This window comes from Agreia sp. Leaf244, assembly GCF_001422695.1.
In the GTDB taxonomy this organism is placed as follows: Bacteria; Actinomycetota; Actinomycetes; order Actinomycetales; family Microbacteriaceae; genus Agreia.
The window spans coordinates 767,863-783,032 of record NZ_LMLX01000002.1 but is presented as its reverse complement, the minus strand read 5'-3'; the positions used below and the strand labels follow the sequence as shown (position 1 = coordinate 783,032).

14 protein-coding genes are annotated in these 15,170 nt (G+C 69.7%); 8 read left to right on the top strand and 6 right to left on the bottom strand.

All coding sequences use genetic code 11. The features are described from left to right. Positions 1-79: 79 nt before the first annotated feature. Genes ASF06_RS08465 through ASF06_RS08455 form a run of 3 tightly spaced genes read left to right on the top strand, consistent with a single transcriptional unit; the run spans position 80 to position 5,477 of the window. A complete protein-coding gene (locus ASF06_RS08465) occupies positions 80-1,288 on the top strand; it encodes an exonuclease SbcCD subunit D (protein ID WP_055945551.1) in 1,209 nt (402 codons plus the stop codon). Then, positions 1,285-4,584, top strand: a complete 3,300-nt coding sequence (locus tag ASF06_RS08460) for an AAA family ATPase (protein WP_055945549.1) — start codon at positions 1,285-1,287, stop codon at positions 4,582-4,584. Before ASF06_RS08465 ends, ASF06_RS08460 begins: the two co-directional genes overlap by 4 nt. 35 nt (positions 4,585-4,619) lie before the next feature. Next, entirely contained in the window at positions 4,620-5,477 is an 858-nt protein-coding gene (locus tag ASF06_RS08455) for a PhzF family phenazine biosynthesis protein (RefSeq protein WP_055945546.1), read from the top strand. 112 nt (positions 5,478-5,589) lie between these two features. Here the strand turns inward: ASF06_RS08455 and ASF06_RS08450 are convergent, their stop codons facing one another. Both ASF06_RS08450 and ASF06_RS08445 read right to left on the bottom strand, forming a co-directional pair. Beyond that, the gene (locus ASF06_RS08450; RefSeq protein ID WP_055945544.1) at positions 5,590-7,041 is read right to left on the bottom strand and encodes a serine hydrolase; all 1,452 of its coding nucleotides are present in this window, start codon (positions 7,039-7,041) and stop codon (positions 5,590-5,592) included. A 78-nt stretch (positions 7,042-7,119) separates the two neighbouring features. Continuing rightward, positions 7,120-7,488, bottom strand: coding sequence for a hypothetical protein (locus ASF06_RS08445; protein WP_055945542.1), 369 nt, complete (start codon positions 7,486-7,488; stop codon positions 7,120-7,122). Positions 7,489-7,622: 134 nt separating this feature from the next. On the opposite strand from ASF06_RS08445, the gene ASF06_RS08440 reads away from it, so the two are divergent. Beyond that, positions 7,623-7,907: a hypothetical protein gene (locus tag ASF06_RS08440; protein WP_055945540.1), complete on the top strand. Its 285-nt coding sequence runs from the start codon at positions 7,623-7,625 to the stop codon at positions 7,905-7,907. Positions 7,908-8,009: 102 nt separating this feature from the next. Then, positions 8,010-8,786: a lysophospholipid acyltransferase family protein gene (locus ASF06_RS08435; RefSeq protein ID WP_055945538.1), complete on the top strand. Its 777-nt coding sequence runs from the start codon at positions 8,010-8,012 to the stop codon at positions 8,784-8,786. On the opposite strand, the gene ASF06_RS08430 is transcribed toward ASF06_RS08435, so the two are convergent. Together ASF06_RS08430 and ASF06_RS08425 are read right to left on the bottom strand one after the other, a co-directional pair. Then, the gene (locus ASF06_RS08430; protein WP_055945536.1) at positions 8,783-9,913 is read right to left on the bottom strand and encodes an aminotransferase class V-fold PLP-dependent enzyme; all 1,131 of its coding nucleotides are present in this window, start codon (positions 9,911-9,913) and stop codon (positions 8,783-8,785) included. The two genes, ASF06_RS08435 and ASF06_RS08430, sit on opposite strands and share 4 nt — an antisense overlap. Continuing rightward, entirely contained in the window at positions 9,910-10,719 is an 810-nt protein-coding gene (locus ASF06_RS08425) for a class I SAM-dependent methyltransferase (RefSeq protein ID WP_055945534.1), read from the bottom strand. Before ASF06_RS08425 ends, ASF06_RS08430 begins: the two co-directional genes overlap by 4 nt. Before the next feature lie 51 nt (positions 10,720-10,770). On the opposite strand from ASF06_RS08425, the gene ASF06_RS08420 reads away from it, so the two are divergent. Next, positions 10,771-11,658, top strand: a complete 888-nt coding sequence (locus ASF06_RS08420) for a LysR family transcriptional regulator (protein WP_055945532.1) — start codon at positions 10,771-10,773, stop codon at positions 11,656-11,658. Between the two features lie 2 nt (positions 11,659-11,660). Here ASF06_RS08420 and ASF06_RS08415 read toward each other — a convergent pair whose 3' ends face one another. Both ASF06_RS08415 and ASF06_RS08410 read right to left on the bottom strand, forming a co-directional pair. Next, positions 11,661-12,521 carry an aldo/keto reductase gene (locus ASF06_RS08415; protein ID WP_055945530.1) on the bottom strand — a complete coding sequence of 287 codons (861 nt, stop codon included), beginning with the start codon at positions 12,519-12,521 and terminating at the stop codon, positions 11,661-11,663. Between the two features lie 71 nt (positions 12,522-12,592). Then, positions 12,593-13,564: an aldo/keto reductase gene (locus tag ASF06_RS08410; RefSeq protein ID WP_055945528.1), complete on the bottom strand. Its 972-nt coding sequence runs from the start codon at positions 13,562-13,564 to the stop codon at positions 12,593-12,595. A 171-nt stretch (positions 13,565-13,735) separates the two neighbouring features. On the opposite strand from ASF06_RS08410, the gene ASF06_RS08405 reads away from it, so the two are divergent. Further along, on the top strand, positions 13,736-14,623 hold the full coding sequence (locus ASF06_RS08405; protein ID WP_055945526.1) for an aldo/keto reductase: 888 nt from the start codon (positions 13,736-13,738) through the stop codon (positions 14,621-14,623). Positions 14,624-14,691: 68 nt separating this feature from the next. Continuing rightward, positions 14,692-15,036, top strand: a complete 345-nt coding sequence (locus ASF06_RS08400; RefSeq protein WP_055945524.1) for a YciI family protein — start codon at positions 14,692-14,694, stop codon at positions 15,034-15,036. Positions 15,037-15,170 lie beyond the last annotated feature (134 nt).

The window sequence follows — 15,170 nt, the reverse complement described above, 5'->3', positions numbered from 1 at the left end:
GTCAATTCTGAGGAGGTGGCCGAGGCCCGCGCAATGGGTCGCGGCGATCGATGTCGGCGGGCGGCTATAGCGTTGGCTCATGCGAATCCTGCACACGTCCGACTGGCACATCGGTCGAACGTTCCACGGTCACTCCACGCTCGCCAACCTCGGCACGGTGCTCGACGCGCTGGCCGACATCGTGCGCGCGAAGTCGGTCGATGTCGTCGTCGTGTCGGGCGACATCTTCGACTCGGCCACGCCCGCGCGCGAGGCCTTCGACGTGCTCAGCAGGGCCATCCGGCAGATCCGCGACGCGGGCGCATCCGTGGTCATCACGAGCGGCAACCACGATTCGGCCACGCGCCTCGGGTTCCAGAGCGAGTGGGCGGGGCTGGCGGGCATCCACGTCATCACCCGCCCCGAGCAGTTCGATGAGCCCGTCGTCATCGACGACGAATACGGGCCGGTGCTGTTCTACGGCATCCCCTACCTCGAGCCCGCGTTGGTCAGGCACCTCTTTCCCGAGGTCGAGATGAGGCGGCACTCCCAGGTTCTGGGGTATGCCATGCAGCGCATCCGCGACGACATCGCGCGGCGAGACGGAGCGAGGTCGGTGGTGCTGTCGCACGCCTTCGTCGTCAACGTCCCGGGTGCTGATGGTGGTGCGGGTGCTAGTGCGGGTAGCGGCGCGTCCGCATCCGAGGCCAGCGACGTCGAGCGCGACATCACGGCCGGCGGCCTCGATCTGGTCTCCGTCGATGTCTTCGACGGCCCCGACTACGTGGCGCTCGGGCACATCCACGGCCGATCCACCCTCACCCCGGCCATCCGCTATTCGGGCGCGCCGCTGCACTACTCGTTCGGCGAGGCCGCCAAGCCCCGCGGCGCCTGGCTGGTCGACCTCGATGCGGCCGGTCTCGACACCGTCGAGTGGGTCGACCTTCCCGTGCCACGGCCGCTCAGCATCCTCACCGGCGAGCTCCACGAGCTGCTCGCCGACCCCGCGCTGACGAGGGCCGAGGGAGATTTCGTCTCCGTCGTGCTCACCGACCAGGCGCGACCCAACGACGGCATGCGCCGCATCCAGTCGCGGTTTCCCTACGCCGTGGCCCTCACCCATCAGCCCGCGATCGTGGCCGAGCATGCCGCGGCGAGCTACGCCGAACGATTGCACGCGCGATCCGACAACGAGGTGATCGCCGGGTTTCTCGAGTTCGTTCGCAACGGGGTGGGTCCGAGCGACGACGAGGCCGAGCTGATCGTCGAGATCATCGCCGAGCAGGCCGGCCGGGAGTCGACCGCGTGAGAATCAACCGCCTCACGATCGCCGGATTCGGCCCGTACAAGACGGCACAGCACATCGATTTCGACGCCTTCTCAGACGACGGCATCTTTCTGATCACCGGCAACACCGGTGCGGGCAAGTCGAGCATCCTCGACGCCATCTGCTTCGCGCTCTACGCCGGCGTGCCGCGCTACGAGGGCACGCAGCAGCAGTTGCGCAGCGACTACTGCGAACCGGGCGACCCCACCTACGTCGAACTCTGGTTCAGCACGGGCGGTCAGCAGTACAGGGTACGGCGCTCGCCCGACTACGAGCGCCCGAAGAAGAGCGGCGTGGGCACGACCAAGAGCCCGGCGGCCGCGCAGCTCTTCGTGCGGGTCGGCGACGCGTCGGGCACGTCGATGTCATCTGGCGCGTCTGGTGCGCCGGCCGAGCTGTTGCCGCATGCCTCCGGCGACGAAGACGAATGGCAGGGTGTGGCCGCGATTCCCCGGGAGGTGGGCATCGCCCTCGACGGCATCCTCGGGCTCAGCAAAGACCAGTTCCTGCAGGTCATCCTGCTGGCACAGAACCGCTTCCAGAAGTTCCTCCACGCCAAGAACGACGAACGCCAGTCTGTGCTGCAGAGCCTGTTCGGCACCCGCCGCTTCGCCGACATCGAGCGTGCCCTCGTCGAGAGGCGCAAGGCCCTCGAGGTGCGGCAGCGCGAATCCGCCGAGCGCATCACCGAGCTCGGCAGCCAGGTGGCGGCGATCGTGGCGATCGGCGCCGCTGAGGGTGTGGGCTCTACTGACGATGTCGACGCTGCTGAAGGCGGCGACGCTGTTGAAGATGGCGACGCTGTTGACGACGACGGCGTCGAGTCCGAGGCTCCCGCCGATCCCGGGGTGCTCGTCGAGCCTGAGGCTCCCGCGGTGCCCGAATCCTCCGCCGCGGGGCGTCCCATCGACCGCGCCTACTTCGAGCACGCCCTCGCAGACCTCGACCGTCAACTCGATGCCGCCCGGCAGCGCGTGGCTGTGGCCGACGAGCGGTTCAGCGCCGCCGAGGCAGACTTGCGCGAGCGCGAGAACGTTCGTCGACTTCAGACTCGCCGCGATGAGGCCGCCGCTCAGCTGGCCGAGCTCGTTCGACTCGACGAGTCCGTCGACGACGACAGGCGCCGGCTCGAGGCGGCGACCCGAGCCGAGATCGTCTGGGCCCATGTCGGCGCTCAAGAGACCGCAGAGTCGGCACTCGGTCGAGCTGCCCTCGCCGAGAAGGCCGCACGGGTCGCCTACGCCGAGGCCACAACGCTGTCGGGTCTCGGAGAGGCGTCGTCCGGCCCTGGGTCGTTTGCAAACCTCGCTGCATCGTCCGACTCCGCGCCGACTCCTGGCTCACGCCCCACTCCCGACTCACCCCCCACACCCGACTCCCTCGCGGCCGATGCCGACGAGCTCTCTCGTCTTATGGGCGGGCTTGACGTGGTTCTCGCCGACGAGAAGCGCATTCCCCGCCTCACCAGTCGCGTCGCCGAATACGATGCCGCCGAAAAGGCGCAGCAGGCCGATGTCGACAAGGCCATTGAGCGCGCGCAGACACTTCCCGGCCTCATCGACGAGGTCGTCGAGCAGCGCAACGCCCGCCTGGTCGAGGCCTCCGGCCGCTCCGACGCCGAAGATCGCGTCACGCGCCTGGCCACGGCGCGCGAGTCGGCCGTGCTCGCTGCCGAGTTGAAGCTCGACCTCGACGCTGCGCGCGTGGTCGAGAAGACCGCGAGCACGGCCAACAAATCGGCCGCCGGCCGATACGACGACCTGCTCACCCGTCGACTCGACGGGCACGCGGCCGAGCTCGCGTCGAGACTCGTCGACGGCGAACCGTGCGCCGTCTGCGGAGCCACCGAGCACCCGAACCCCACCGCCTGGACCAGCGAACTGGGCGAACCGATCACCGACGCCGAGATCGCTGAGCAGCGAACCCTGCTCGCGGCAGCAGGCGACGCCCTGGCCGAGGCGGGAGTCGCGGTTCAAGACCTGGCCGCCCGGCACGCGTCGGCGACCTCGGCGAGCGAAGGGCGGTCGCCCGCTGAGATCGACGCCGACCTCGAGTTGGCCAGGGCCACACTGGCTTCGGCTATCGATGCCGACCGTGCCGCGCAGGCCCTCGAGTCGCGAGTAGCCGAACTGCGAGCAGAACTCGAGTCGATCACCGCCACCGTCGACGAGCTGACGTCGGCACTGCAGACCACGCAGAACGCGAGGGCCTCGCTCGTCTCCCAGATCGAATCGATCACCGAGCTCGTCGAGCAGCACCGCGGCGACCACTCCTCGGTCGCCGAGAGGGTGCTCGACCTGCAGCACCTGCTCACGGTCACTCGCGAGTTCGAGGCGGCCCTGCTGGCGCACGCCGACAAGAGGCTCGCGCTCGAGCACGCCCAGCAGACGCTACGCGAGCACCTCGACGAGCAGCTGTTCTCCGACTCGCACGAGGTCACCGAGGCCCGACTCACGGCTCCGCAGCGCGACGACCTCTCCGGCCGCATCAGCGCCCACGAGGTGGCCCGCGCCACGGCCGTGGCGATCCTCGCCGAACCCGAACTGCAGGGGCTGCCCGAGGCATCCATCGAGATCGAGCCGGCCGCCGAGGCACGCCGCGCGGCCGGCGCCGACCGCGACGAGGCCCGAGTCGCGGCCGGCTCCGTGGCCGATCGTCTGAGCCGACTCCGCAGTCTCGTGGGCGACGCGCTCGAGCGGCTCGACGCATCCGAGACCCTGCTCGCCGAATACGAGACGATGCGTTCGCTGGCGAACTCGGTCGAGGGTGCTGAGCCCAACACCATGCGCATGCGGCTGGAGTCGTATGTTCTCGCGGCCCAGCTCGAAGAGATCATCAGGGCGGCGAACGCACGGCTCGCGGTGATGACCGGCGGCCGCTACTCGCTCGAGCACGACGACTCGGTGCAGTACCGAAACACGAGGTCCGGACTCGGCATCGCCATCCTCGACCAGCACACCGGCAGGGCGCGAGCCACGCATTCACTGTCGGGCGGCGAGACCTTCCTCGCGTCGCTCGCCCTCGCCCTGGGGCTCGCCGAGGTCGTGTCGAACCAGGCAGGCGGCATCACGCTCGACACGCTCTTCATCGACGAGGGCTTCGGTTCGCTCGACTCCGACACGCTGGCCATCGCGATGTCCACCCTCGACAGCCTGCGATCGGGGGGCCGCACGATCGGTCTGATCAGCCACGTCGAAGCGATGAAGGAGCAGATCCCGTCGAGGCTGCGCATCACGGTCGTGCCGCAGGGATACTCCGAGATCGACCAGAGAGCGTAGGGGCCGGGGCGGCGCGCATCTGCCAGCATGGTCGTATGACCGATGCGAGCACCGCCCTCCGCTACACAGCCTTCTCCGACGCACCGGGCGGCGGCAACCCGGCCGGCATCGTGCTCGACGCCTCGATGCTCGCCGACGCCGAGATGCAGGCCATCGCGGCCGAGATCGGGTTCGCCGAGACCGCATTCATCACCGAGAGCAGCATCGAGGGCGACGGCCGACACCTTCGTGTGCGTTACTTCTCGCCGCTGGCCGAGGTTCCGTTCTGCGGCCACGCGACCGTCGCCACGGCGGTCGCACTCGCCGATCGAGACGGCGAGGGGGTCTTCGTGTTCGAGACGCCGGTCGGTCCGGTGACGATCACGACCACGGCCGATGGCGACACCATCACCGCGTCTTTCACGAGCGTCGAGCCGTCGGTCGATCCTCTCGACGAGGGCGTGCTCGACACGCTGCTCGGGCTTCTCTCGGTGTCGACAGACCGCCTCGACCCGGCCTTCCCTCCGCGCGTCTCGTTCGCCGGCAACAGGCATCCGGTCATCGTCTTCGCCGCTCGAGACGACTTCGACTCCTTCACCTTCGACCCCGACGCGATGAGCGATCTGATGGACACGCAGGGGTGGACGGGCACCGTCACGACGATCGTCCCGACGGGCGCGGCCGAGTTCGACAGCCGCAACCTCTTTCCGGTGGGGGAGATCACGGAGGACCCCGCCACGGGTTCGGCGGCCGCCGCGTTCGGCGCCTACCTGCGGGCGCTCGGCCTCGTGGATGCCCCGGCCGACATCGAGATCACCCAGGGTTCGCACGTGGGCAGGCCCAGCAGGCTGCTGGTGCACATCCCGGCCGCGGGCGGCATCGTCGTGACAGGAACGGCGACGCCGATCGCCTGAACGCCGGTGGCCGTGAGATGTCACACATGAAGGGTTTCAAGCGAGAGGGGCCACCATCTGCGCCACCTCAGGGCTGAGGCCGGAGCGTTCCCTGAGCTTGTCGAAGGGCGCGCTAGTCGTCGGCGAGCAGCGTCGCCGCGTCGGTCACGTTTCCGAAGACGAGCGCCGTGTCGGTGACGTCGGCCGGGTCGAGCGACGAGGCCTGCAGGGTGATCACGAAGCGTTCGCCGTCGGCGCGCTCGAGCAGCCAGCTGCCGGCCAGCACGCCGGGGGCGCTGCCGCCCTTGAACGCCACGTAGGGGAAGACCTCCTCATCGAACTGCAGCCCCGGGTTCGCAGACAGGATGCCGCGTACCGGCTCGCCGGCGGGCGTCGCCGCCTTCTGCTGCAGGGCCAGGTGAGCCGCCACGAGGTCGGCCGGATTCGCGAACCAGTCGATGCCCTTCTGCCAGGCCGTCTTCGACAGGTCGAGCGATGCCACGTCGAGGACTCCGCCGGGCATCCCCGCGAGAACGGCGCGGCGCTCGTCGACCGAGCTGTCCGCCCACGACGCCTGTGCGTCGGCGAAGTCGGCGCTCCAGCCGAGCTGAAAGAACTCCCTGGTCTTCGGGAAGGGGGTGTTGAGCGACGGGTCGTGGTGGCCCATGATCGCCAGCTGCGCCTCGACGGCCTCCCGCCCGACCCTGTCGATGAGCAGGTCGGTGGCGGTGTTGTCGCTGATCTGGATCATCTTGGTCGCCGCATCCCGAACCGTCACCAGCGTGCCGCTCGGCAGGTCCTGGAGCTCGCCCGACGGAAGACTGCGTGTGTCGTCGGAGATGATCAGGGTGTCGTCCCACGACAGGGTGCCCGCGGCCACCGCGTCGGCCACGGCGCCGAGAACGTAGAGCTTGAACACCGAACCGAGCGGCTTGGTCGCATCGCCCGCTATGTCGACGATGCGCTCGCCCGAGCCGGCGGCATCCGCTTGGCCCGCCGCATCGGCACCGGCAACAACTTCGACGCGCGTGACGGTCATGCTCGTGTCGGCGTCGAGCGAGCCCACGTTCTTCTCGAGCTCCTGCCACGAGGCCGCAGGGGTGCGATCGGCGGGAGGCTCCTGGAAGAGGAGCCCGTTGATGAGCTGCTGCTCGTCGATCGAGATCGACATCTGCAGTTCGGCCGCGTCGCTGTGCAGCAGAACCAGGAGCCCGTTCGTTTCCTCGCTCACCTCCGCGGCGATCCACGGCTTCGCATCGCCCATCTGGGCGAACACGGTGACCAGTTGGCCGGCGGGCACCTGCTCGAGCATCTCCGCCCCGACGTTCGCTTCGACCTCGGCCTCGGTCGTCTCGGCGTCGGAGTTGACGGCGTCGAGCACCCACTGCGCCTTCTCGCCGACGGGGGTGTCGGGCAGCGCGACCGCGGTGGGCCGGGCGGATGCCTCGGGGCTGCTCGTCGCGCAGGCCGACACGGCGAGGGCGACGGCTGCGGCGAGGGCGGCGAAGACCGAGCGGCGCCGGAGGCGGCGGGAGCGCTCCGCGGCCGGTGTTCTGAGCGGGGCGGAAGTGCGGTTCGTCGTCATGCCCTCAGTCTGGCCAGCGCCCGAGCGGCACACATCCCCCGCGAGAACGAGCTTCGCGCGGGGCCTCCGCCGAGCGGACTACCTGAGTTCGTCGAAGTACGAGATGTTCGCGTCGTTGCGCTCGCGGGCGGCCGCGGCGCGCTCCTCGCGCATGCGCTCCTGCTTCTCCTGCCGACGCGCCAGCTCCTCCTGGTCGACCTCGACGCGGCGCACGGTGACGCCGCCCTTGGTGGGCGGGCTGGTGCGCTTGGCCGCGGTGCTGCTGCGCGGCGTGCCGGATGCCGGAGCCTTGCGCGGTGCCGCTGTCGGTCGGCCGGCGCCCGGGCTGGTGCCTGATCCGGCGCAGCGGAAGCCGGTCTTGTCTTCGTGCTGAACAAGGGTCTGCGAGACGATGCCCACGGCGACGGTGCGCGAGCAGACGGGGCATTTGGATCCAGCGTTGGCCATGGGGTGTGTGGTCTCCTCGATTTTCAACCCATCGTGTGGGTTCGACCTTCTATTTTCGCACGGAACGACATCAAAGCTACGCCTCTGAAGCAACCCCCGCCATGGCTTCGTCGCCCCGGACGTAGGCTGATGCGATGACGCACGACGAGACTTCGCACGAGAGCTCACGACCGAGCGACGAGACGCGCGACCGGCAGGCCGCCGCAGACTGGATCACCGAGCGGGCCGAGGGCGAGAACATCGCCAGCGACATCGACGGAACGGTCACGGTCGACGAGGCAGAGACCCCGCCCGATCCGGATGCCTATGGCCGCTCCGAGAGCGACACGCTCGCCGTCGAAGACCACGAGCCGGCGTCGCGCGAGTACCCGCGTCCCGACCACCACGGCGGCATCACCCAGGCCGACCGCCGGGGCTGACCGGCTGGGCTGACCGCCGGGGCCGACCGGCGCATCCGGAGCCGTGTCAATGGCCCGCCGCCACACCGCGTTCTAGCAGGCGGCCGCACTACCGTTGTTCGCATGACGCGGCGCTCCAGCGAACCCATCTACTCCACTGCCATCGGCATCGGTCGAACCATGTTCGCCGGGCTGCGCACGACGCACTCGGCCACCGGCCTCGAGAACATTCCCTCCTCCGGCGGCGCCGTCTTCGCCATGACGCACTTCGGCTACCTCGAGTTCGCGCTCGTCGAGTGGCAGACGTGGCTGCACAACCGCCGCCGCATCCGGTTCATGGCCACCAAGCGGGCGTTCGACAAGCCCGCCGTCGGCTGGCTGCTGCGGGGAATGCGCCACATCTCCGTCGACATGAAGGCGGGAGCGGCGGCCTTCGGCAACGCCGTCGCCGCCCTGAAGTCGGGCGAGCTCGTCGGAGTGTTCCCCGAGGCCGGTGTGAGTTCGTCGTTCACCGTGCGCGAGCTCAAGTCGGGTGCCGCGCGCCTGGCACGCGACGCGGGAGTGCCAATCATCCCCGTGGCCGTCTGGGGTGGGCAGCGGCTGCTCACGAAGAACCGGTCGATTCCGCTGAGGCAGCGATTCGGCGTGCCCGTGCACTTCGCGTTCGGTAGGCCGATCGTGGTCGGCGAGCAGGATGACATCACGCAGGTGACAGAGTCTTTGCGCGTCACGATGCAGACGATGGTCGACGGCCTGCAGGCGAGCTACCCCGTCGACGGAACGGGCCAGTGGTGGCAGCCGCGCTCTCTCGGGGGAACCGCCCCGACCGTGGCCGAGGCAGCCGAGGCCGACGCCGCGCGCGAGCGGCGCCGCGAGGCGGAGCGGGCTGCGAAAGGCTAGCGAGACCTGCCGAGTACGCGCGCCGCGATTCGCACCGCGTCGTCGGTGGTCGTCGCATGAACGGCGAAGCGGATGCGATCGGTCCCGTGCAGCGTGGCCGTCACGCCCGCGTCGGTGAGGGCCGCGTGCGCCCGCGCGGCGGTGCCGTCGGCGAAGCCCGCCACCACGATGCCGGCGCGCTGGGTGTGCTCGCGCGGCGACAGAACCGGAACGCCGGCGGCGTCGAGCGCCTCGATCAGCACGTCGGCGGTGCCGGCGATCAGCTGCTCGACACGGGCGATGCCTACTGACGACACCAATTCGAGCGCACTGGCCAGCGAGCCCATGGCCATCGGCGACAGGTTGGTGATGGAGTGGCGCCGGGCATCCGGCAGGATCGCGTGCTCGAGCCCGTCGTAGAGTCCGGTGTTCTCGGCACCGGTCCAGCTGCCGAGAACCGGGCGGATCGCATCCAGGCCCCGCTCGCTGAACGAGACGAACCCGCCGCCCCAGCCGGCCCGCAGCCACTTCTGCCCGCCCACGGCGACAGCGTCGGCGATGGTCCAGTCGGTGTCGATCACGCCGAAGCCCTGGATGCCATCGACGATCAGCAGCCGGTCGCCGATGACCTCGCGGATGCCGGCCAGGTCGGCGCGAAACCCGGTGCGGAAGTCGACGGCGCTCACGGCGACCGCGGTGATCGACGGCGTGAGGGCCTCGCGAACAAGTTCGGGCGTCACGCGGGTGGGGGCGGAGGGGCCTCCGCCCGGGAGCGTGCGCACGGTGACCAGCCCCGCTCCCTCGGCCCGTCGCCACGCGTAGACGTTCGCGGGAAACTCGTCGGGACTCACGAGAGCCTCGCCGCTCACACCGAAGGCGATCTGCATGAGCCCGAGCGAGGTGCTCGTGGTCAGCGCGATGCGCTCGGACGGCGTGCCCGTGAGCGCCGAGACCGCCGCCCGCGCCCGCGCGTCTTCGGAGTGCAGAGTCGCGGAGGCGCTCACGCCCCCGGCCATTGCGAGGTTCTGCAGTCGCTCGGTGGTCGCCGCGACCTGCCGCGACGGCGGCCCGTAGCTGGCGTGGTTGAGGTAGAGATGGTCTTCGGCGAAGCTGTCGAGATACTCGACCTCGTCCAGCGCCGCGCTCATGCCGCGACCCGCGCGATCGTGACCCGGGTCACGTAGGGCATGGGGTAGCTCGTGCGGCCGGCAAGATCCGGATGCGTGTCGAGCAGCTTCCCGAGGCGAGCGAGCATCTCGTCGCGCTCGGCGTCGGCCATCGTGATCACGTAGCTGCGCGAGGTGACCATGGCGAAGAACTGCTCCCGGGTCACCTCGTTCACCCAGCGGAACTCGCGGTAGGCCTGTCGCTCGAGCGGCGCGCCGACGGGCGGGGTCACGCTGTCGTACTTCTCGGCCTCGGACGCCCCCATCACCTCGCCGAGTCGGGCGACCCACTCCACGTCGGCGTCGCGGATGTTCCACACGAGAGCGAGGGCACCTCCGGCCTCGAGCACGCGGGCGACCTCGCGCGACGTGGCGTCGACATCGACCCAGTGCCACGCCTGGGCGACGGTGACGAGCGCTGCGCTCGCGTCGTCGAGCGGAAGGTGCTCGCCGCTGCCCTCGAGCGCGGTGACCGTCGGCAGGTTCGTCGTGAGCCGCTCGCGCATCAGCGCGTCGGGCTCGACCGCCACCACTCGCAGGCCGCGGTCGACGAGTGCCGCCGTGAACTTGCCCGTTCCCGCGCCGAGGTCGACCACCCGCGGGTCGGCCGGATGCGCCGGCTCGGCCGGATGCGCCGGGTCGGCTGGACGCGTCGGGTCGGCCGGATGCGTCGGCTCGGCCTGCTCGAGGATCCAGTCGACGGCCTCGGCCGGGTAGCTCGGACGGCCCCGGTCGTAGTCGCCGACGTTGCGGCCGAAGGACAGGGCATGGTCGGTGGAGCGGGGCATGCTGTCGATTCTAGGTTCGACCCCGGGGGCGAGCAGTACTCTTTAAGTCTCATGGAACTCCGCCAACTCGAGCACTTCGTCGCCGTCGCCGAGCACCAGCATTTCACCCGTGCCGCCGAGTCCCTGCAGATCTCGCAATCGGGGCTGTCTGCGTCGATCCGGGCTCTCGAGACCGAGCTCGGCACCACGCTGTTCACCCGCAGCACCCGTCGCGTGCAGCTGACTCCCGCGGGAACCGCGATGCTGGAGGAATCCCAGCGAGCCGTCGCCAGCGCATCCGCCGCCCGTGACGCCGTGCTCGCCGTGCGGGGCGTTCTGCGCGGGGCCCTGCGCATCGGAACCGAGCAGTGTCTCGGGGGAGTGCACCTGCCGCGGGAGCTCGCCGACTTCCGGCGCTCGCACCCGGCCGTGTCGGTGCGGCTCGGATTCGCCGGATCGACGCAGCTGATCGACCAGGTCGCGGGCGGGCTTCTCGATCTCGCGCTGGTCGCCGACTGCGGCGTCGTTCCGGCGACGGTCGAGCTGCTGACGATCGCCTCGGAGGGCTTCGTGGTGCTGTGCCACCCCGACCACCCGCTCGCCGGGCGCGGCCGGGTCGAGATCGGCGACCTCGCCGACGAGACGTTCGTCGGATTCGCAGACGGATGGGCGGCCCGGGTGCTCGCCGACCGCGCCTTCGCCGACGAGGGGCTGACGCACTCGGTCGAGCTCGAGGTCGGAGACGTGGGATCGTTGCTCGATCTTGTGGGCTACGGGCTCGGCGTGGCCGTGGTTCCCGCTCACTTCGCGTTCAAGAGGCCGGAACTGCTGAGCGCCGTTCCCGTGACGCACGAGGCGCTGGTCTGGACGACCGCGATCGCCGTTCCGCGCCAGGCCGCACCGGCCGCCGCCGCCCTCGTGGGGCGCCTGCGGCAGCCGGCGCTGAAGCCCGCGGCGTAGCGCTACGCGTCGAGGGCCGCGAATTCCTCGGCGGTCAGCTCGAAGTCGGCTGCGAGGGCCGAGTTCGTGATCGACTCGGGGCGGGATGCGCCCGGAATCGGGATGACCTGCGGCGACTTGGCGAGCTCCCAGGCGAGGCAGACGATCTGCGGCGTCACTCCGCGGTCGCGGGCGATGCGGCCGAAGGCCTCGTAGCTCTCGCCCAGCGACGCGGCGTTCGTGATCCCGCCGAGCGGGCTCCACGGAAGGAACGCGATGCCCAGCTCGTCGGCGAGAACGAGTTCCTTCTCGCTCGACCGGAACTTCGGCGAGAACTGGTTCTGCACCGACACGAGGCGACCGTCGAGAATCTCGTTCGCCTGACGGATCTGATCGGGGTCGGCGTTCGAGATGCCGGCCATGCGGATCGTGCCCGCATCCAGAAGCTCGCGCAGCGCGCCGATCGAGTCCGCGTACGGAACCGACGGGTCCGGCCGGTGGTACTGGTAGAGGCCGATCGCGTCGACGCCCAGGCGCGTCGCCGAGGCCTCGGCGGCCTGCTTGAGGTAGTCCGGATGCCCGTTCTGCGCCCACGGTCCGGACTCGGGCCGCAGGTGGCCGCCCTTGGTCGCGACCAGAACGCCGGACGTGTCGCCGCCGTAGCTCTTGAGCGCCCTGGCGATGAGCAGTTCGTTGTGGCCGACCTCGTCTTCGGCGGCGAGGTGATAGGCGTCCGCCGTGTCGATGAAGGTGACACCCGCGTCGAGGGCGGCGTGGATGGTGGAGATGGAGCGCTCCTCGTCGGGGCGTCCTTCGATCGACATGGGCATGCCGCCCAGTCCGATGGCGCTGACGGAGATGTCGCCGATGGTGCGTTGCTTCATGGGTTTCCTTCAAATGGTGAGAGTGCGCGGGTTGAGCATGCTGCCCTTCGGCAGGCTCAGGGAACGGCGGGCTACCAGGCGTAGTCCTCGGGGGAGGTCTTGTGGCCGGGGAAGATCTCGTCGAGCCGGCCCAGGGCATCCTCGTCGAGGGTGATGTCGACCGACGCGATGGCCGTGTCGAGCTGGTTCATCGTGCGCGGCCCGGTGATCGGAGCCGTCACCGCGGGCTGGTGCAGCAGCCAGGCGAGGGCAAGCTCGGCGGGCGAGTGCCCCAGCTCTGCGGCGAACGCCTCGTACTTCTCGATCTGCGGGCGCAGCTTCTCGAGCGCCTCGGCCGCGCGGCCGTCGCGACGGCGCGACCCGTCGGCCTCCTTGTCGAGCACCCCGGCGAGCAGCCCTCCCTGCAGTGGCGACCAGGGGATGACGCCGAGTCCGTAAGCCTGGGCCGCCGGAAGCACGTCGCGCTCGACGTCGCGCACGATCAGGTTGTAGATCGACTGCTCGCTCACGAGGCCGGTGAAGTGGCGCGCCTTGGCGGCCTCCTGGGCCTGGGCGATGTGCCAGCCGGCGAAGTTGCTGCTGCCGGTGTAAAGGATTTTGCCCTGCTGCACGGCGACCTCGATCGCCTGCCAGATCTCCTCCCACGGCGTCGCGCGATCGACGTGGTGGAACTGGTACAGGTCGATGTAGTCGGTCTGCAGCCGTGTCAGGCTCGCGTCGAGCGCGCGCCGGATGTTGAGCGCCGAGAGCTTGCCATCGTTGGGGTAGTCGGTCATGTCGCCGTAGAGCTTCGTGGCGAGCACGGTCTTCTCGCGGCGTCCGCCGCCCTGTGCGAAGAAGCGGCCCACGATCTCCTCGGTCGCGCCGCGGCCGAGGTCCTGGCCGTAGACGTTGGCCGTGTCGAAGAAGTTGACGCCCTGCGCGTGCGCGGCATCCATGATCGCGTGCGAATCGGGCTCGCTCGTCTGCGGGCCGAAGTTCATCGTGCCGAGCACGACGCGCGAGACGCGCAGGCCCGTTCGTCCGAGGTGTGTGTATTCCATGGCTCCAGCCTGCGCGCCGTCGCCCCGGCCTGTCCAACAGGGAACCCCGATCGTATTGACGCCTCGCCCTTCTCAATCGCACGGCTCTCCATCGCACGGCCTTGGGGGTAACGCTGTCAGGGGTTAAGGCAGTGCCTCCCTCGAGACGAGCGTGCGGCGTAGCGTCGAGCCATGACCACTGAACTGACCCTCAACAACGGCGTCACCCTCCCCTCCCTGGGCCTCGGCGTCTTCCAGAGCTCGCCCGAAGACACGGCGAACGCCGTCGAGACCGCCCTGAACCTCGGCTACCGGCACATCGACACCGCTGCGGCCTACGGTAACGAACGCCAGGTCGGCGAGGGCCTGCGCCGCTCGGGCGTCGATCGCTCACACGTGTTCATCGAGACCAAGGTCTGGGTCACCGACTACGGCTACGACGAGACGCTGCACGCCTTCGAGAAGGCGATCCGCAAGCTCGGCGTCGACCAGCTCGACCTGCTGATCCTCCACCAGCCGATCCCCTCACGCTTCGACGCCACAATCGCCGCCTACAAGGCCCTCGAGACGCTGTATGCCGATGCGCGCGTGCGGGCGATCGGGGTCAGCAACTTCACGCCGGCGCACCTCGACCGGCTGTTCGAGGCCACGACCGTCGTTCCGGCCGTGAACCAGGTCGAGCTGCACCCCTACTTCGCCCAGCCCGACGTGCAGCGCGCCGACGCCGAACGCGGCATCCTCACGCAGGCGTGGTCTCCGATCGGCGGAATCACGTTCTACCCGGGGTGGGGCGACGAGCGCCGCAGCGTGATGGATGACCAGACCATCGCATCCATCGCCGAAGGCCACGGCAAGAGCCCGGCCCAGGTCATGCTGCGTTGGCACATCCAGGAGGGTCGCTCGGCGATCCCGAAGTCGACGAATCCCGTTCGCATCGCCGAGAACGTCGAGGTCTTCGACTTCGAGCTCAGCGACGACGAGATCGCGCGCATCGACGCCCTCGACACGGGCGTGCGCAGCGGGCCCGATCCGGATGTCTTCCGCCCGGCCCTCTTCGACAGGTCCATTTCCGAAGACTGAGGCTCGGGGCGGGGTCTGGTGCCGGGAGGCCCGGGAGCGCAGAATCGACGTGCGAGAGAGGAACCGCTATGGCGCAGTTCGCCGTATTGATCTACTCCGACGATTCCGGTCGGCACGCCGGCAGCACGACCGCGGCGGGCGACGAGAACGACCGGCACGCCGACGAGCTCGCGGAATCCGGCGCGATGACGCTGGCCTACGCGTTCACGTCGCGTTCCGACGCGGTGTCGATCGACGTGAACGGCGCAAGGCCGGGCCCGTTCCTCGACCTGCCCCAGGTCGTCGCGGGCTTCTACGTGATCGAGGCGGCAAGCATAGAGGCGGCGACGGAGATCGCGCGCTCCAATCCCGGCGTGCGCTCCACCGATGGCGGCGTCGAGATCCGCCGTATCCACAGCGGCGGGCCCGTCTGATTCCCGTGCGACTGTGGGGGTTCTCCGAGGTGCGATCCCTATGCTCGTGGGCATGACATCGTCTGCGAGTAAATCCGACCATCACCGATCCAGCGCCCGGGTGACCCCGGGCGTGCACCCTGATCAGGCGGCGG

Excerpts from the sequence above, each read along its gene's own strand:
- ASF06_RS08405 (WP_055945526.1), top strand. The coding sequence starts at position 13,736 with ATGACCACTGAACTGACCCTCAACAACGGCGTCACCCTCCCCTCCCTG.
- ASF06_RS08440 (WP_055945540.1), top strand. The coding sequence starts at position 7,623 with ATGACGCACGACGAGACTTCGCACGAGAGCTCACGACCGAGCGACGAG.
- ASF06_RS08415 (WP_055945530.1), bottom strand. The coding sequence starts at position 12,521 with ATGAAGCAACGCACCATCGGCGACATCTCCGTCAGCGCCATCGGACTG.
- ASF06_RS08435 (WP_055945538.1), top strand. The coding sequence starts at position 8,010 with ATGACGCGGCGCTCCAGCGAACCCATCTACTCCACTGCCATCGGCATC.
- ASF06_RS08400 (WP_055945524.1), top strand. The coding sequence starts at position 14,692 with ATGGCGCAGTTCGCCGTATTGATCTACTCCGACGATTCCGGTCGGCAC.
- ASF06_RS08430 (WP_055945536.1), bottom strand. The coding sequence starts at position 9,913 with ATGAGCGCGGCGCTGGACGAGGTCGAGTATCTCGACAGCTTCGCCGAA.
- ASF06_RS08420 (WP_055945532.1), top strand. The coding sequence starts at position 10,771 with ATGGAACTCCGCCAACTCGAGCACTTCGTCGCCGTCGCCGAGCACCAG.
- ASF06_RS08425 (WP_055945534.1), bottom strand. The coding sequence starts at position 10,719 with ATGCCCCGCTCCACCGACCATGCCCTGTCCTTCGGCCGCAACGTCGGC.
- ASF06_RS08410 (WP_055945528.1), bottom strand. The coding sequence starts at position 13,564 with ATGGAATACACACACCTCGGACGAACGGGCCTGCGCGTCTCGCGCGTC.
- ASF06_RS08455 (WP_055945546.1), top strand. The coding sequence starts at position 4,620 with ATGACCGATGCGAGCACCGCCCTCCGCTACACAGCCTTCTCCGACGCA.
- ASF06_RS08465 (WP_055945551.1), top strand. The coding sequence starts at position 80 with ATGCGAATCCTGCACACGTCCGACTGGCACATCGGTCGAACGTTCCAC.
- ASF06_RS08450 (WP_055945544.1), bottom strand. The coding sequence starts at position 7,041 with ATGACGACGAACCGCACTTCCGCCCCGCTCAGAACACCGGCCGCGGAG.
- ASF06_RS08445 (WP_055945542.1), bottom strand. The coding sequence starts at position 7,488 with ATGGCCAACGCTGGATCCAAATGCCCCGTCTGCTCGCGCACCGTCGCC.